Raw genomic sequence first — 14,669 nt, 5'->3', positions numbered from 1 at the left:
CAGCAGTCAGAGGGGTCAGAGGGGTCAGGCGTCCGGCGCTGCCGGGGCCTTGCCGGCGAGCACCCGGTAGCGGCGCACGAACGGGAACTGGAAGGTGGTGCGGCGGGGCAGGGCGTAGGCGAGCAGCGCTGCGATCGCGAAGACAATCGCCTTGTCCATGGGATCGGAAATCAGTGCCTGCTTGGTGATGGCGGCCAGGAGCGTGTCCCCCATGGCACGGAAGGCGCTGACGATCGCCCCCGTGCCCAGGCCTGACGTGCCGCCAAAGACGAACGCGGCGATCGGGGCGGAGACGACGCCGGCCAGGATGCCGGTAACGAAACCGGCGATGGGGGCGAAGTAGAAGCGGCGGAACAGCCCGCCGCGGGCGGCCATGCCGGCGAGGAACCCGATGAGGGCAGCGCCGGCGGCGAAGGGCAGGACGGTGGGGTTGAAAAAGGACCATACGATGCTGCTGAGCGCGCCCGTGGCGGCACCGGCTGCCGGGCCGGCCAGAACGGCGATCAGGACGGTGCCGATCGCGTCGAGGTAGAACGGCAGGCCCGTGCTGCCCATCAGCTGACCGAGGACCACGTTCAGGACCAGCGCTACCGGGATCAGGACCACGGTGGACGTGGGGAGAACGGGCAGGACGGCCACAATCAGCAGCACCGCGCCGAGCAGGAAGCCTCCGAGGGCCACTAGGGCCGAGAAACTGGCCGGGCCGTTGGCAATGTCAGCGGGCTGGGTGAGCACCAGGAAGATGTACGTGGCGGCGATGGCGGCGGCGCCCGCGATTTCGAGCAGGCGGCGCCTGCGGCCGGCCGCCTGTCCAGGGGCAATGATGGTGAGGGCTGGCTGTGACATGGGGGTTGTTCCTTTGGCTGGGTGCAACAAGTTCCGCCTCATGTCACCTCGGCGCAGCTACCATCCTAGCGAGCAGCTACCTTTCTGGCGATCTGCGGGCCCGCCCGGGAACTCCCTGCCGTGACTCAGCAAAGGTGCCCGCCATCAGGGCGTCGGGGACCGGGAGCCCACCGTGCGGGCGAGGGCCCCGACCGAGGAAATCAGTTCGTCGAAGCAGTGCCCGGGGTTGTTGTCCGTGACAATCTTCGCGTTCGGCGCCATCCCCCACAGCCCGCGGTAGTCGGCCACTGTGGTGCCCATCAGCAGCGGGGAGTCCGTTTCGACGTCGACCGTGGCCAGCCGGGTGGCGAACGGTGTGCGTCCCGCGGCAGCGCAGGCCGCGAAAGCGTCATGCACGTGCGCCACATAGCCCTGGTCGTAGAGCCGGTGAAATTCCATGTAGAAGCGCAGTGCATCGGAGAGGCACGCCACAAGGGGGTTGCCGGACTGGCTGCGCTGGCCTTCGGGCTGCTCGGGGAGGACGAGTTCAGGCTCCAGCGCGCCCGCGGCCTCGCCGAGGCGGCGCAGGTGCTCCGGGTACATCTCGATCCGCTCGGTCATTTCCAGGGCGCACAGCACCGGCAGTTTGTCCTCTGGCATCCCCCGGTAGGCGGCAAACACTTCCTTGGCAGCATGCGGGTCCACCGAGGTGTTCCATTCGGCGGTGGGGGTCGTGTTGCCCTGGTAGTAGAAGCTGCCGCCCATGATGACGAGTCCCTTGAGCAGCCGCGGCAGCTCCGGCTCGCGGCGCAGGGCCAGCGCGAAATTGGTCAGCGGGCCGGTGATCAGCCCGGTGATCTCCCCCGGATGCGCGCGGACCTTCTCCACCCAGACGTCGACGGCGTGCCGCGCCGAGATCTGCTGGTGCGGCGGCGGCAGCTCGGCGTAGCCGATCCCCTGCGGCCCGTGGGTCTCCTCGGTAGTGACCAGCGGGATCTCCAGCGGGATCTCGGCGCCAATGGCCACCTCGATGCCCTCGCGGCCACATAGCTCCAGCAGGGCCAGGTTGTTCAGCGCCACCTGCCGGGCCCCGACGTTCCCGGCGGTGCACGTGATTGCCTGGAGTTGGACGTCGGGCCGTGACAGCAGGTAGACCAGCGCCAAGGCGTCGTCGATCCCTGTGTCGACGTCCATCAGGATCGAGTGCGTGACGGCCGGTCCGGCCGCGGGGGTGCCCACAGCCTGACCGTTTAAGGCCAGATCGTTCATGGCGGGATCGCTCAGAACAGTGCCACCTTAGGCGTGCGCGGGAAGAGATCGTTCAGCTCGGCGAGCTCGGCCAGGCTGGGGACCCAGGCCACGGCGGCGGCATTCTGGCGCACCTGCTCCGGTGTGGTGGCACCGGCGATGACGCTGCTGACGGACGGCTGGGCGGCAAGCCAGGAGAACGCCACCTGGACTTCGTTGAGCCCACGTGCGGCGGCGAACTTGCGGAAGGCACCCAACTGCTCCCAGTCGGCGTCGTGGACCAGGTTGGTGCGGGTGTGGCTGAGCCGGGATCCCTCAGGGGCCTTGCCTGCCGAGTATTTGCCGGTCAGCAGGCCGTTGGCGAGCGGGAAGTACGGCAGGACGCCCAGGCCGTAGGCCTCGGCCGCAGGGGTGACTTCGAGCTCGGCTCGCCGGTCCAGCAGGTTGTAGTGGTTCTGGCTGGAGATGAAGCGGGCTCCCCCGCGGGCGCGGGCCACGTACTCGGCCTCAGCGATCTGCCAGCCGGCCCGGTTGGAGTGGCCGATGTAGCGGACCTTGCCGCTGGTGACGAGGTGGTCGAGGGCCGAAAGCGTCTCGTCGATGGGCGTGAGTGGGTCCGGGGTGTGGAACTGGTAGAGGTCGATCCAGTCCGTGCCGAGCCGGCGCAGCGAGGCTTCCGCGGCCTTGATGATGTAGCGGCGGGATCCGCGCGCCCCGAAATCCTCGCCATTGGCGCCGCGCATGTCCATACCGAACTTCGTGCCGATGACCGCGTCGCCCCGGCGGCCGCCCAGGGCCCTGCCGAGCATGGTCTCGCTGAGGCCCGGTTCCCGGCCGTAGGTGTCCGCGACGTCAAAGAAGGTGATCCCGGCGTCGAGGGCCGCATGGACGACGGCGTCGGTGCCTTCCTGCGACTCGGTGACGGTCCCGGAGCGGCCCAGGTTGTTGCAGCCAAGTCCCACAACTGAGACGGACAGTCCGGAATTTCCTACGCGGCGGTATTCAGTCATGGATTTAGCCTATATCGCCCCGGCCGACGTCCCGTCCAAGCCTGCCGCCCCGGGACACTGCTGCTAGCCTGCGGGCAGCTCCAGCCCGTGTTCGTCCATGGCGTCCTGGAGTTGCGCCATGGTGCGCGGGCAGACGCCAGGCATTCCGGCAAGCTGGCGCCTGCCAAGCTGCACGAGGTGTTCGAGGGTTTCGACCCCCGCGTGTGCAAGCGACTTGCGCGCGGGCGCCGCCAGTCCTGCGGGTAGTGGAGTGCTGCCTGGTCGAGAAGATTTTCGCGTCACTGCGTTGCCTTCCAGTCGGTGTCCCCCAAACTGATGTGAGCCGCCCCCCGGCTCCTTACCGGTGTTGCCTAGAGCGTGAAGCTGTTGGCCGGTTTCGGTGAGTGCTTGAGCTTAAAAGTGTCCTCGCCAAACGGCGCGGCGCCAATGCTCAGCTTGGTAAAGTCCAGGTCCTCGCCGCGGATGCAGACCTTGATGGCGCTGACCGTGTTGTTGACGTCTGGGGTCAGGCAGAAGATATTGAGCTTGGAGTCGGAGAACTCGCTGCGGTCCACAATCCCCAGGCCACGCCAGGCGAGGTGGCTGATCAGGGCGTCCTTGGCTTTTTCCTCGAGGTACCGGTCCCGGCTGGTCCCGTCCTTGGTCTTCAGCGCGTACTGGGCCACCACCCAGAACTGTTCCTGCTCGGGGATTTCGGCGTAACCGTCCTCGGCGCACTGCACCGCGAAGGCGTCCATGAGGCGTTCCGCGGCTTCGGCGTTTTCGACGTCGGTCTCGTCGGTGGTGCTCTGGTGTCCGACGACGCCGTGGTTCATGACGAACTGGCTGTAATCCTCATCAAACCAGGCTTCCCTAAACTGCAGGGTGCCCTCTTCGTCGCGCTTGTAAACCCGGATAATTCCACTCATATGCCAGTTCCTTCCTGGGCCGTCCGGCACCCAAAGAGCGGCACAGGACGGGGTCGTGCTCAACAGATGTGCTGGCTACAGCAGCGGCAGGCTGCCGGTGCTGGGGTGTTCCTGGCCCGGCAAGGGGCGGGCAAACGGCACCTTGGTGCCCAGGACCTGGGCGACGACGTCGTGCGTGATCTGCTGGGCGGTCAGCCCGACGCGTTCGAGTACCTGGTTGCGGGTGCCGTGATCGAGGAACTCCACCGGCAGCCCGACCTCGTTGAGTGCGGTGTCCACGCCGGCGGCCCGCATCTCCTGGCGGATCCGGGAGCCGACGCCGCCGGCCCGCACCCCGTCCTCGATGCAGATGACCAAGCGGTGGCGTGCGGCGAGATCGATGATGGACCGCCGGACCGGGAGGACCCAGCGGGGATCCACCACCGTGGAACTGATGCCCTGGGCACCGAGCCGGTTGGAGACATCCAGCGCGAGTTCAGACATGGCGCCCACGCTGACGATCAGGACGTCGTTCTCGCTGGAGCCCGCGGGTCGGCGGGCCAGCACGTCCACGCCGTCGTCGAGGCGTTCGACCGCCTCAACTTCGGCACCGACGCTGCCCTTGGAATAGCGGATCACGCTGGGGGCGTCTTCGATGGCCACGGCCTCGCGCAGTTCTTCCCGCAGCCGGGTGGCGTCGCGCGGTGCCGCGAGGTGCAGTCCGGGGACGATCTGGACCATGGCCATGTCCCACATGCCGTGGTGGCTGGCGCCGTCGGGTCCGGTGACGCCGGCCCGGTCCAGCACGATCGTGACGCCGGCTTTGTGCAGGGCCACATCCATCAGCAACTGGTCGAAGGCGCGGTTCAGGAACGTCGCGTAGACCGCGACCACGGGATGCAATCCCCCGAACGCCATGCCGGCAGCCGAGGTGAGGGCGTGCTGCTCGGCGATGCCGACGTCGAACACGCGCTCCGGGTGCCGGGCAGCGAACTTGTGCAGCCCGACCGGAATCAACATGGCCCCGGTGATGCCGACGATGTCCTTGCGCTCGTCGGCGATGTCGGCGATCTCGTCGGCGAACACGGCGGTCCAGGATTTGGCGCCGCCGGCCTCTGTCGGTGCGCCGGTCTCGGGATCGATGATCCCCACGGCGTGGAACTGGTCCGCCTCATGGGCGCGGGCCGGGGCGTAGCCGTGGCCCTTTTCCGTCATGGCGTGCACGATCACGGGGCCGGCGTAGTTCTTGGCCGTGGAGAGCGCGTTTTCCATGGCCTGGAGGTCATGACCGTCGACAGGGCCGATGTACTTCATGCCGAGGTCCTCGAACATGCCCTGGGGCGCCCACCAGTCCTTGATGCCCTTCTTCATGGCGTGCAGGCTCTTGTAGGTGAACTGGCCCGCGGGGCCGCCGTTCTGCAGTTTGCGCTTCCACCACTCCAGCGTGCCTTCGTAGGAGGGGGCGGCGCGGAGGGAATCGATGGTGGGACGCAGGGAGGCGAGGTAGTCGGCGAAACCGCCCACTGTCGCGGCGTAGGAGCGGCCGTTGTCGTTGACCACAATCACGACGCGGCGTTTCTTGTCCGCGGCGATGTTGTTGATGGCCTCCCAGGCCATGCCGCCGGTCAGGGCGCCGTCGCCCACCACCGCGACGACGAAGCGGTCGCCGTCGCCGGTCAGCTGCCGGGCCCGTGAGATGCCGTCGGCCCAGGACAGGGACGAGGACGCGTGCGAGCTTTCGACGATGTCGTGCTCGGATTCGCCGCGATCGGGGTAGCCGGACAGGCCGCCTTGCTGGCGGAGCGTGCTGAAATCCTGCCGTCCGGTGAGGAGCTTGTGCACGTAGGACTGGTGACCGGTGTCGAAGACGATGCTGTCGCGGGGGGAATCGAAGATCCGGTGTACCGCGATGGTGAGTTCGACGACGCCGAGGTTGGGGCCCAGGTGCCCTCCCGTCTGGGAGACGTTGCCGATCAGGAAATCCCTGACCTCGGCTGCCAGCTGATCCAGCTGCGCCCCGGACAACTTATTCAGGTCCTGCGGATTCCGGATGGTGTCCAAGATTCCCAACGGCCCCTCCTTCGGGTGGTAGACATCCTTTTAACTCTAACGCCTCCGGGCGGGCCGCCGCGCCGGAGCCCTGCCCCGGTCCGGGGACAGGCCCGGGGACCTGCGCCGGTCCCCCGCACCCGGGCCCCCGCCGGCCCCCGCCGTCCCGGAACCGGGAACGCGAAGGCCCCGGCCGGTCAGTGACCGGCCGGGGCCTTTGCTTGCGTTGCCGGATGTCGCCGGCAGCTCCGCCTAGTGCGCGGAGATCTGGCGCAGGACGTACTGCAGGATGCCGCCGTTGCGGTAGTAGTCCGCCTCGCCCGGGGTATCGATGCGCAGCACGGCGTCGAAGGACGTCACGGTGCCGTCCTCGGCCGTGGCTGTGACCTTGAGGGTCTTCGGCGTGGTGCCGTCGTTCAGGGCTGTGACGCCCTCAACTGCGTAGGTTTCCGTGCCGGTCAGGCCCAGGCTGGCAGCGTTCTGGCCGGCCGGGTACTGCAGCGGCAGGACGCCCATGCCGATCAGGTTGGAGCGGTGGATACGCTCGTAGCTCTCGGCCACCACAGCCTTGACGCCCAGGAGCGCCGTGCCCTTGGCCGCCCAGTCACGGGACGAACCGGAGCCGTACTCCTTGCCTGCCAGGACCACCAGCGGGGTGCCGGCGCCCTGGTAGTTCTGCGCGGCGTCGTAGACGTAGGCCTGCGGGCCGCCCGCCTGGCTGAAGTCGCGGGTGAAGCCGCCCTCCACGCCGTCCAGGAGCTGATTCTTGATGCGGATGTTCGCGAAGGTGCCGCGGATCATGACCTCGTGGTTGCCACGGCGTGAGCCGTAGGAGTTGAAGTCCTTGCGCTCCACGCCGTTGGCCAGCAGGTACTGGCCGGCGGGGGTGTCCGACTTGAAGGAACCGGCCGGGGAGATGTGGTCCGTGGTGACGGAGTCGCCGAGCTTGAGCAGCACGCGTGCACCGGTGATGTCCTGGACCGGCTCCGGCTGGGCCTTCATGCCCTCGAAGTACGGGGGCTTACGGACGTACGTGGACTTCTCGTCCCAGGCGAAGGTGTCGCCGGCCGGGGTGTCGAGCGCCTTCCAGCGATCGTCACCCTCAAAGACGCCTTCGTAGCCGCGGGCGAACATTTCCTTGTCGATCGAGGAATCGATGACCTGCTGGACCTCGACCGGGTTCGGCCAGATGTCCTTCAGGAAGACGTCGTTGCCGGCCTCGTCCTGGCCCAGGGCGTCGTTGTCGAAGTCGAAGTCCATGGAGCCGGCCAGGGCGTAGGCGATGACCAGCGGCGGGGAGGCCAGGTAGTTCATCTTCACATCCGGGTTGATCCGGCCTTCGAAGTTGCGGTTACCGGAGAGCACGGCGGTGACGGAGAGATCGTTGGCCTGGATGGCCTCGGAGATCTCGGCGTCGAGCGGACCGGAGTTGCCGATGCAGGTGGCGCAGCCGTAGCCCACGATGTAGAAGCCGAGCTTCTCCAGGTACGGGGTCAGGCCCGACTTGTTGTAGTAGTCGGTGACCACCTTGGAACCGGGAGCCACGGAGGTCTTGACCCACGGCTTGGACGTCAGGCCCTTGTCGACGGCGTTGCGGGCCAGCAGTGCGGCGGCCAGCATCACGGACGGGTTGGAGGTGTTGGTGCAGGAGGTGATCGAGGCGATCGACACTGCGCCGTGGTCCAGCTCGAACTCGCGTCCGTCCGCGGTCTTAACACTGACCGTGTTGGACGGGCGGCCGTTGGACTTCGGGCCATGCCCGTGCGGGGCCACGTCACTCAGGTGCGAGGCTGAGGCGGTGAACGAGGGCGAGTCCGACGCCGGGAAGCTTTCGTCGATCGCTTCGTCCAGGCTTCCGTCGGCCAGGTCTTCCTTCACGTAGTTGCGCAGGTCCTCGCGGAACTGGGCCTTGGACTCGGTGAGGATGATGCGGTCCTGCGGGCGCTTCGGGCCGGAGATCGACGGAACAACCGTGGACAGGTCCAGCTCGAGGTACTCGGAGAACTTGATCTCGCGGGAGGGATCGTGCCAGAGGCCCTGTTCCTTCGCGTAGGACTCCACGAGGGCGACGTTCTCGTCGGACCGGCCGGTGAGGCGCAGGTAGTCGAGGGTGACGTCGTCGATCGGGAACATGGCGGCAGTGGAACCGAACTCCGGGCTCATGTTGCCGATCGTTGCACGGTTTGCCAGCGGCACCGCCGCGACGCCTTCACCGTAGAACTCGACGAACTTGCCAACCACACCGTGCTTGCGCAGCTGCTCGGTGATAGTCAGGACGACGTCGGTGGCGGTGGCGCCGGCCGGGATGGAGCCGGTGAGCTTGAAGCCCACGACGCGCGGGATGAGCATGGAGACGGGCTGGCCGAGCATGGCAGCCTCGGCCTCGATGCCGCCAACGCCCCAGCCCAGCACGCCCAGGCCGTTGACCATGGTGGTGTGCGAGTCGGTGCCGACGCAGGTGTCCGGGTAGGCGCGGACGACTGTGCCTGTCTCGGTGTCCACCGAGCGGGTCATGACGGTGCGGGCCAGGTACTCGATGTTGACCTGGTGCACGATGCCGGTGCCCGGCGGGACGACCTTGAAGTCATCGAATGCCGTCTGGCCCCAGCGCAGGAACTGGTAACGCTCACCGTTGCGCTGGTATTCGATCTCCATGTTGCGCTCCAGTGCGCCGGAGTTGCCGAAAGCGTCAATCTGGACCGAGTGGTCAATGACCATTTCGGCCGGTGCCAGCGGGTTGACCCGCTTGGGGTCTCCGCCGAGCTCCTTGACGGCCTCACGCATGGTGGCGAGGTCAACGACGCAGGGCACGCCGGTGAAGTCCTGCATGATCACACGCGCCGGTGTGAATTGAATCTCGGTGTCGGGCTCGGCGCTGGGATCCCAGCCTGCCAGCGCACGGACGTGGTCGGCCGTGATGTTGGCACCGTCCTCGGTCCTCAACAGGTTTTCAAGCAATACCTTGAGGCTGAACGGAAGGTTTTCTGCACCTTCGACGGAGTTCAACCGGAAAATTTCATATTCGGTTCCGGCTACATTAAGTTTGCCTTTTGAACCGAAACTGTCCACAATGCTCATTCGCAGGACTCCTCTCGCAACAGTTTCATCTTTGTCGCGCCGCAGGACCCTTGCTAGTTAGGTCGGCCTAACTAATACAGGCATCAGTACATCGTGGTACGCAATGCAGGTACGAAACGCAGGGAACGGCCGATAGAACGCCAGTCCATTAAGCAATTGTGATTTAACTGCAATGGTGATGGAGCGCGACGACGGACTACTACGCCCATCCTAGTGGCATCACGGTTGGGGAGTCAGTAACGCCACAGTCTCCATGTGATGGGTGTGCGGGTACAGGTCGAAGGCACGCAGCCCGGCCATCCCCCAGCCGCCCTGCCGGAAGTAGCCGAGGTCGCGGGCGAATGACGCCGGATCGCAGGAGACATAGGCGACGGCCCGGGGACCGGCGTCGATCAGCTGCTTGACTACCGCCTTGCCGGCTCCGGCGCGCGGCGGGTCCAGGATCAGGGCATCGAAGTTGCGCGGTTTCTGCCGCAGCACCCGTTCCACGCGGCCCTGGACGATCTCCACCTGGGCGGCGTCGTGCAGGTTCTTGCGTGCGTCACGGCTGGTTCCGGGCGCCCCCTCCACCGAGAGCACGGATCCGGTCACGCCCACGGCATCGGCCAGCGGTGCCGTGAACAGCCCGGCACCGGCGTACAGGTCCGCCACCACCGAGCCCGGGGCCAGGAAGCCGCCGTCGTGCAGGAAGCCGGTGACTGCCCCGACGAGCGTCTCCGGGCCGTCCCGGTGGATCTGCCAGAAGCCGTCGCCGGTAACCCGGTAGTCGTGGCCCGCCGCGGACTCCTGGACATAGGTGCGGCCGCGCAACTGCAGGACCTCGCCGGTGGCCGGGTCCAGGCTGGCCACCGAGACGTCGTCCGGCAGTTGGGCCAGGACGGCGCTGAGCCGCTTGGAGCGGGTGCCCGGGGCCGGCACCAGCAGCACCAGCGGCCGGGAGCCGTTCGCCGGGGCTGCGACTTCGACGCGGTCGATGCCCTGCAGGTCGATTTCCCAGAGCCGGAGCGCGTTGATGCCCGCCACGGCCAGCGGCATTTCGCGCACGGGCAGGACGGCATCGGAGCGGTGGGCGTGCATGCCGAGCTTGCCGGCGGGCGTCACGGCGAAGCCGGCGCGTGTCCGCCAGCCCAGGCCGGACACGCCAGCGCCAGCAGGCTCACCGTCAGTTGCGCCGTGAGTTGTTCCGTCGCCGGCCAGGCCGACGGGTTCTACTTCGGGGCGAAGCTCGACGCCGGCCAGCCGCTTGAGCTGTTCGGCCAGGACGTCGGCCTTGAGGCTGCGCTGGCGGGCCAGCGAAATGTGGCCGAGCTCGGCGCCGCCGACCGGTGGATGCCGGTGCGACCAGGATCGCGCGGAATCGGCGATGTCCCAGAAGTGCGGCACGCGGTCCGGTGAGGGCTCCAGGACCTCCACCACATCGGCGCGCCAGAACTTGGCGTCGGGGCCGTCGTCGGTGAGCCTGACCCGGACCTTCTCGCCGGGAATGCCGTGCCGGACGAACACGACGCGTCCCTCATGCCGGGCCACGCAGTGCCCGCCATGGGCGACGGGTCCGACGTCGACGACGAGATCGGTGTGGGCGTGCGTCCGGGTGTCGGGGGTCATTGGATATCCTGCAGATTCTTGGCTTCTTCGGATGATTTCAGCTGCCACGGCACACTGCACACCATGACGCCAGGCTCGAAGTGCAGCCGGGTCTTGATGCGCAGCGCGGTCTGGTTGTGGACCAGTTGCTCCCACCATTTGCCCACGACGTACTCCGGGATGTAAACCACGATCAGGTCGCGGGGCGAATCCCGGCGCATGTTCTTGATGTACTCCATGATGGGCGTCACCGTTTCGCGGAACGGGCTGGCGAGCACGGTCAGGGGTACCGGGATTTCGAGCTTTTCCCAGTCCGCGACAGTCGCTTCGGTCTCCTCCGAGCTGATGTCCACGGTGATGGCGTCCAGCCGCGACGGGCGGGAGGCCCGGGCGTAGGCGAGGGCGCGCAGGACCGGTTTGCGCACGTGCGAGACGAGCAGCACGGCATGCACGCGGGTGGGCAGGGCGCGCGGCGAGGAGTCCTCGTCCACGGCGAGTTCCTTGGCCACGTTGTCATAGTGCGCCCTGATGCTCCACATGATCAGGAACAGCACGAACATGGCGAGCAGCGCGATCCAGGCGCCCTGCGTGAACTTGGTGATCAGGACGATCACCAACACCAGGCCGGTCATGCAGAAGCCCACGGTGTTGATGGTCCGGGACTTGATGATGCGCAGCCGCACCGCAGGTTCCTTGGACAGTTTCAATTCCCTGCCCCAGTGCCGGATCATGCCCAGCTGGCTCATCGTGAAGGAGATGAAGACGCCCACGATGTAGAGCTGGATCAGCTTTGTGACGTCCGCGTTGAAGGCGATGATCAGGACGAGGGCGCCTGCGGCCAGGGCCAGGACGCCGTTGCTGAAGGCCAGCCGGTCGCCACGGGTGCGCAGCTGGCGCGGCAGGTAGCCGTCCTGGGCCAGGATGGAGCCGAGCACCGGGAAGCCGTTGAACGCAGTGTTGGAGGCGAACACCAGGATGACGCCGGTGGCGGCCACCACGATGTAGAACGGGATGGAGCCCGCTCCGAACACCGTCTGCGCGATCTGGCTGATGGCCGGGTTCTGGATGTACCCCTCTGGGAGCGGCTGGCCGTTCAGGAGGAACTCCGTTGCCGGATCCAGCACGATGTGCACCTTGGTGGCGTTGGCCAGGTAGATGATGCCGGCGAGCATGGCGGAGGCAATCACGCCGAGCAGCAGCAGCGTGGTGGCGGCGTTCTTGCTCTTGGGCTTCTGGAAGTTGGGCACACCGTTGCTGATGGCCTCGACGCCGGTCAGGGCCGCGGCGCCGGAGGAGAACGCGCGCAGTAGCAGGAACGCGCCGGCCAGCCCGACGAGGCCTTCGTCGAAGCCCGGCTCCGGCACGATCTCGAACGCTGCCGACGGCGCCTGCCCCAGTTGGCCGGTGGCGGCCTGGAAGACCCCGACGGCGGTCATGCCGAGGATGGAGGCCATGAAGATGTAGGTCGGGACGGCGAAGACGCTGCCGGCCTCCCGGATGCCGCGCAGGTTCACGAGGGCCAGGATCACGACGCCGATCGTGGCAATCGCGGCCTGCTGTCCGTGCAGGGAGGGCACGGCGGTGGTCAGGTACGTCGCGGCCGACGACATGGACACGGCCACGGTCAGCACATAGTCGACCAGCAGCGCCGAGGCTACGGTGAGGCCTGCGTACTTGCCGAGGTTGACGTTGGCGATCTCGTAGTCGCCGCCGCCGGAGGGGTAGGCGTGGACGTTCTGGCGATAGGAGGCCACAACGGTCAGGAGCACCACCATGACGGCGAGGCCCACCCACGGCGCGATGGCCACCGCGCTCACGCCGGCCAGGGCCAGGGTCAGGAGGATTTCATCCGGCGCGTAGGCCACCGAAGACAGGGCGTCCGAGGCGAAAATGGGCAGCGCGATCCGCTTCGGCAAGAGCGTGTGGGCCAGACGGTCGTTCCGGAAGGGCTTGCCTACCAGCACCCGCTTCACGGCATTGAAAATTGTCAGCACCAGACAAAACTAGTCTGATTCGGACGCGATGTCATGACGGCGAAGTTGGCGCCCGCAAGCACGCGTCCCGGCGTCCCGTGGCCGTGGCCTCACGGCGCCGCGTGGCCGGTAGAGTTTTACGCAGTATCAGACGCAGAACCAAGAGGAGGCCCATGTGGCGCACTTCGTGATCATGGGTTGTGGCCGAGTCGGGTCAACCCTGGCACACACGCTCGAGGACGCAGGCCATTCGGTGGCCATCATCGACCAGGATGACCGCGCCTTCCGGCGGCTCCGCACAGGGTTTTCCGGACGGAAGGTCACGGGGGTCGGCTTTGACCGCGAGACGATGAAGCGGGCCGGCGTCGAGGAAGCCTACGCCTTCGCCGCTGTTTCCAGCGGCGACAACTCCAACATCCTCGCCACCCGGGTGGCGCGGGAGACCTTCCACGTTCCTCATGTGGTGGCCAGGATCTACGATCCGGGCCGCGCCGAAATTTACCAGCGTCTCGGCATTCCCACGGTCGCCGCGGTCCGCTGGAGCGCCGACCAGGTGCTGCGCCGCATCCTGCCCGAACAGCACATCGCCGGCGACTACCGGGAGCCCTCGGGCCGGCTGGTCCTCGCCGAGGTTGACCTTAACCCCGACTGGATCGGGCACCCGATCTCCTCGATCGAGAAGGCGGCCGGCATCCGGATCGCGTATCTGACCCGGTTCGGCGAGGGCATGCTGCCCGCTGCGGGCACGTCCTATCAGGACGGCGATACCGTTCACGCCATGCTGAACGTGGACCGCAGCTCCGAGATCGGCCATATTCTCGCCAAATCCCCCGCCAAGGAGTCCTGAGTGAAAGTCGTCATCGTCGGTGCCGGAAGCGTCGGTTCCTCGATCGCCCGCGAACTGCTGGCCCACAAGCACGAAATCCTGCTGATCGACGAGAAGCCGGAGGTCATCGGCCGCAGCGGCCTGCGCGGCGCGCACTGGCTGGTCGGGGATGCCTGCGAGCTGAGCACCCTGCAGGACGCCAAACTCGAGGACGCCGACGTCGTGGTGTCCGCCACCGGTGACGACAAGGTCAACCTGGTGGTCTCGCTGCTGGCCAAGACGGAATTCGGCGTCGGGCGCACCGTCGGCCGGGTCAACAACCCCAAGAACGACTGGATGTTCGACGACTCCTGGGGCGTCGACGTCGCGGTCAACACCCCGCAGCTCATGACCGCGCTGGTGGAGGAGGCGGTGGAGATCGGTGACCTTGTCCGGCTGCTGACCCTCCAGACCGGGGTGTCCTCACTGGTGGAGTTCACGGTCCCGCACGACTCCCACGTGATCGGCCTGACCGTGGGCGATGTCACGTGGCCCGAGGACTCCACCCTCGTGGCGATCCTGCGGGACCAGGCGCCCATCACGCCCAGCCGCGACGACGTGATCGACGGCGGCGACGAACTGTTCTTTGTCACCACGATCGCGGCCGAGGACGAACTCCGCGCCCTGCTGGCGCCCGAATCCCCGCTCGAGGACCAGCACCCGGTGACTTCGGACCAGCACGGCCACAGCACCCAGCCGTCAGGGGACGACGGCTTCGACGGCTAGAGCCGTCCGCTCCCATTAGTTGCTCTATCAGATATGGCCGTTCCCAGGGGGCGGTTTCTGGCGGTTATCGCAACAGGAAGGTTCTGATCATCTCATTGGGGGTGCGGAAGGCGAAGCGCTGGCGGGGTCGGTCGTTGAGTTCGTGGGCGACGTAATCGAGGTCGGTTTGGCTGTAGACGCTCAGGTCGGCGCCTTTAGGGAAGTACTGGCGCAGGAGCCCGTTCATGTTCTCATTCGTGCCGCGTTGCCAGGGTGAGTGGGGATCGCAGAAGTAGATATCAATGTCGGCTGCGATCCTAACTTCCTTGTGCCGGCTCATCTCGGTGCCTTGGTCCCAGGTCAGGGACAGGCGCAGTTCATCGGGCAAGGGGCCCATTTTCCTGACGAGCCCGTCCCGGAGGGCCTCGGCCCGGTTCTGACCGCC

Annotated in this window: 12 protein-coding genes; 2 read left to right on the top strand and 10 right to left on the bottom strand. The window is 67.0% G+C overall.

Features of this window, described 5'->3' with window-relative positions:
• Positions 1-24: 24 nt before the first annotated feature.
• The 9 genes from ACFRJ8_RS14355 to ACFRJ8_RS14315 all read right to left on the bottom strand — a co-directional run bounded on the left by ACFRJ8_RS14355 (position 25) and on the right by ACFRJ8_RS14315 (position 12,675).
• Positions 25-846, bottom strand: coding sequence for an ECF transporter S component (locus ACFRJ8_RS14355; RefSeq protein ID WP_377986839.1), 822 nt, complete (start codon positions 844-846; stop codon positions 25-27).
• A gap of 144 nt (positions 847-990) precedes the next feature.
• Entirely contained in the window at positions 991-2,019 is a 1,029-nt protein-coding gene (locus ACFRJ8_RS14350; protein ID WP_377987108.1) for a nucleoside hydrolase, read from the bottom strand.
• Between the two features lie 86 nt (positions 2,020-2,105).
• Entirely contained in the window at positions 2,106-3,083 is a 978-nt protein-coding gene (locus ACFRJ8_RS14345; protein ID WP_377986838.1) for an aldo/keto reductase, read from the bottom strand.
• Positions 3,084-3,146: 63 nt separating this feature from the next.
• On the bottom strand, positions 3,147-3,365 hold the full coding sequence (locus tag ACFRJ8_RS14340) for a hypothetical protein (protein WP_377986837.1): 219 nt from the start codon (positions 3,363-3,365) through the stop codon (positions 3,147-3,149).
• Positions 3,366-3,433: 68 nt separating this feature from the next.
• Complete coding sequence (locus ACFRJ8_RS14335) at positions 3,434-3,991, bottom strand: hypothetical protein (RefSeq protein WP_377986836.1); 558 nt, start codon at positions 3,989-3,991, stop codon at positions 3,434-3,436.
• 75 nt (positions 3,992-4,066) lie between these two features.
• Entirely contained in the window at positions 4,067-6,040 is a 1,974-nt protein-coding gene (gene dxs / locus ACFRJ8_RS14330) for a 1-deoxy-D-xylulose-5-phosphate synthase (RefSeq protein WP_377986835.1), read from the bottom strand.
• A 231-nt stretch (positions 6,041-6,271) separates the two neighbouring features.
• On the bottom strand, positions 6,272-9,097 hold the full coding sequence (locus tag ACFRJ8_RS14325; protein WP_377986834.1) for an aconitate hydratase: 2,826 nt from the start codon (positions 9,095-9,097) through the stop codon (positions 6,272-6,274).
• Between the two features lie 219 nt (positions 9,098-9,316).
• Positions 9,317-10,702 (bottom strand): class I SAM-dependent RNA methyltransferase, encoded by a 1,386-nt coding sequence (locus ACFRJ8_RS14320; RefSeq protein ID WP_377986833.1) that lies wholly within the window; start codon positions 10,700-10,702, stop codon positions 9,317-9,319.
• On the bottom strand, positions 10,699-12,675 hold the full coding sequence (locus ACFRJ8_RS14315; protein ID WP_377986832.1) for an APC family permease: 1,977 nt from the start codon (positions 12,673-12,675) through the stop codon (positions 10,699-10,701). The genes ACFRJ8_RS14320 and ACFRJ8_RS14315 overlap by 4 nt, the downstream gene beginning before the upstream one ends.
• Before the next feature lie 154 nt (positions 12,676-12,829).
• On the opposite strand from ACFRJ8_RS14315, the gene ACFRJ8_RS14310 reads away from it, so the two are divergent.
• Both ACFRJ8_RS14310 and ACFRJ8_RS14305 read left to right on the top strand, forming a co-directional pair.
• On the top strand, positions 12,830-13,501 hold the full coding sequence (locus ACFRJ8_RS14310) for a TrkA family potassium uptake protein (protein WP_090581885.1): 672 nt from the start codon (positions 12,830-12,832) through the stop codon (positions 13,499-13,501).
• Positions 13,502-14,245 (top strand): potassium channel family protein, encoded by a 744-nt coding sequence (locus ACFRJ8_RS14305; RefSeq protein ID WP_377986831.1) that lies wholly within the window; start codon positions 13,502-13,504, stop codon positions 14,243-14,245.
• A 64-nt stretch (positions 14,246-14,309) separates the two neighbouring features.
• Here the strand turns inward: ACFRJ8_RS14305 and ACFRJ8_RS14300 are convergent.
• On the bottom strand, positions 14,310-14,669 hold a 360-nt coding region (locus ACFRJ8_RS14300), incomplete at its 5' end, for an IS30 family transposase (protein ID WP_377986830.1).

Origin of the sequence: Arthrobacter sp. NPDC056886, from assembly GCF_042788715.1 — a bacterium.
In the GTDB taxonomy this organism is placed as follows: domain Bacteria; phylum Actinomycetota; class Actinomycetes; order Actinomycetales; family Micrococcaceae; genus Arthrobacter.
The sequence above is the reverse complement of the archived record's forward strand: the minus strand, read 5'-3'. Positions and strand labels throughout refer to the sequence as shown.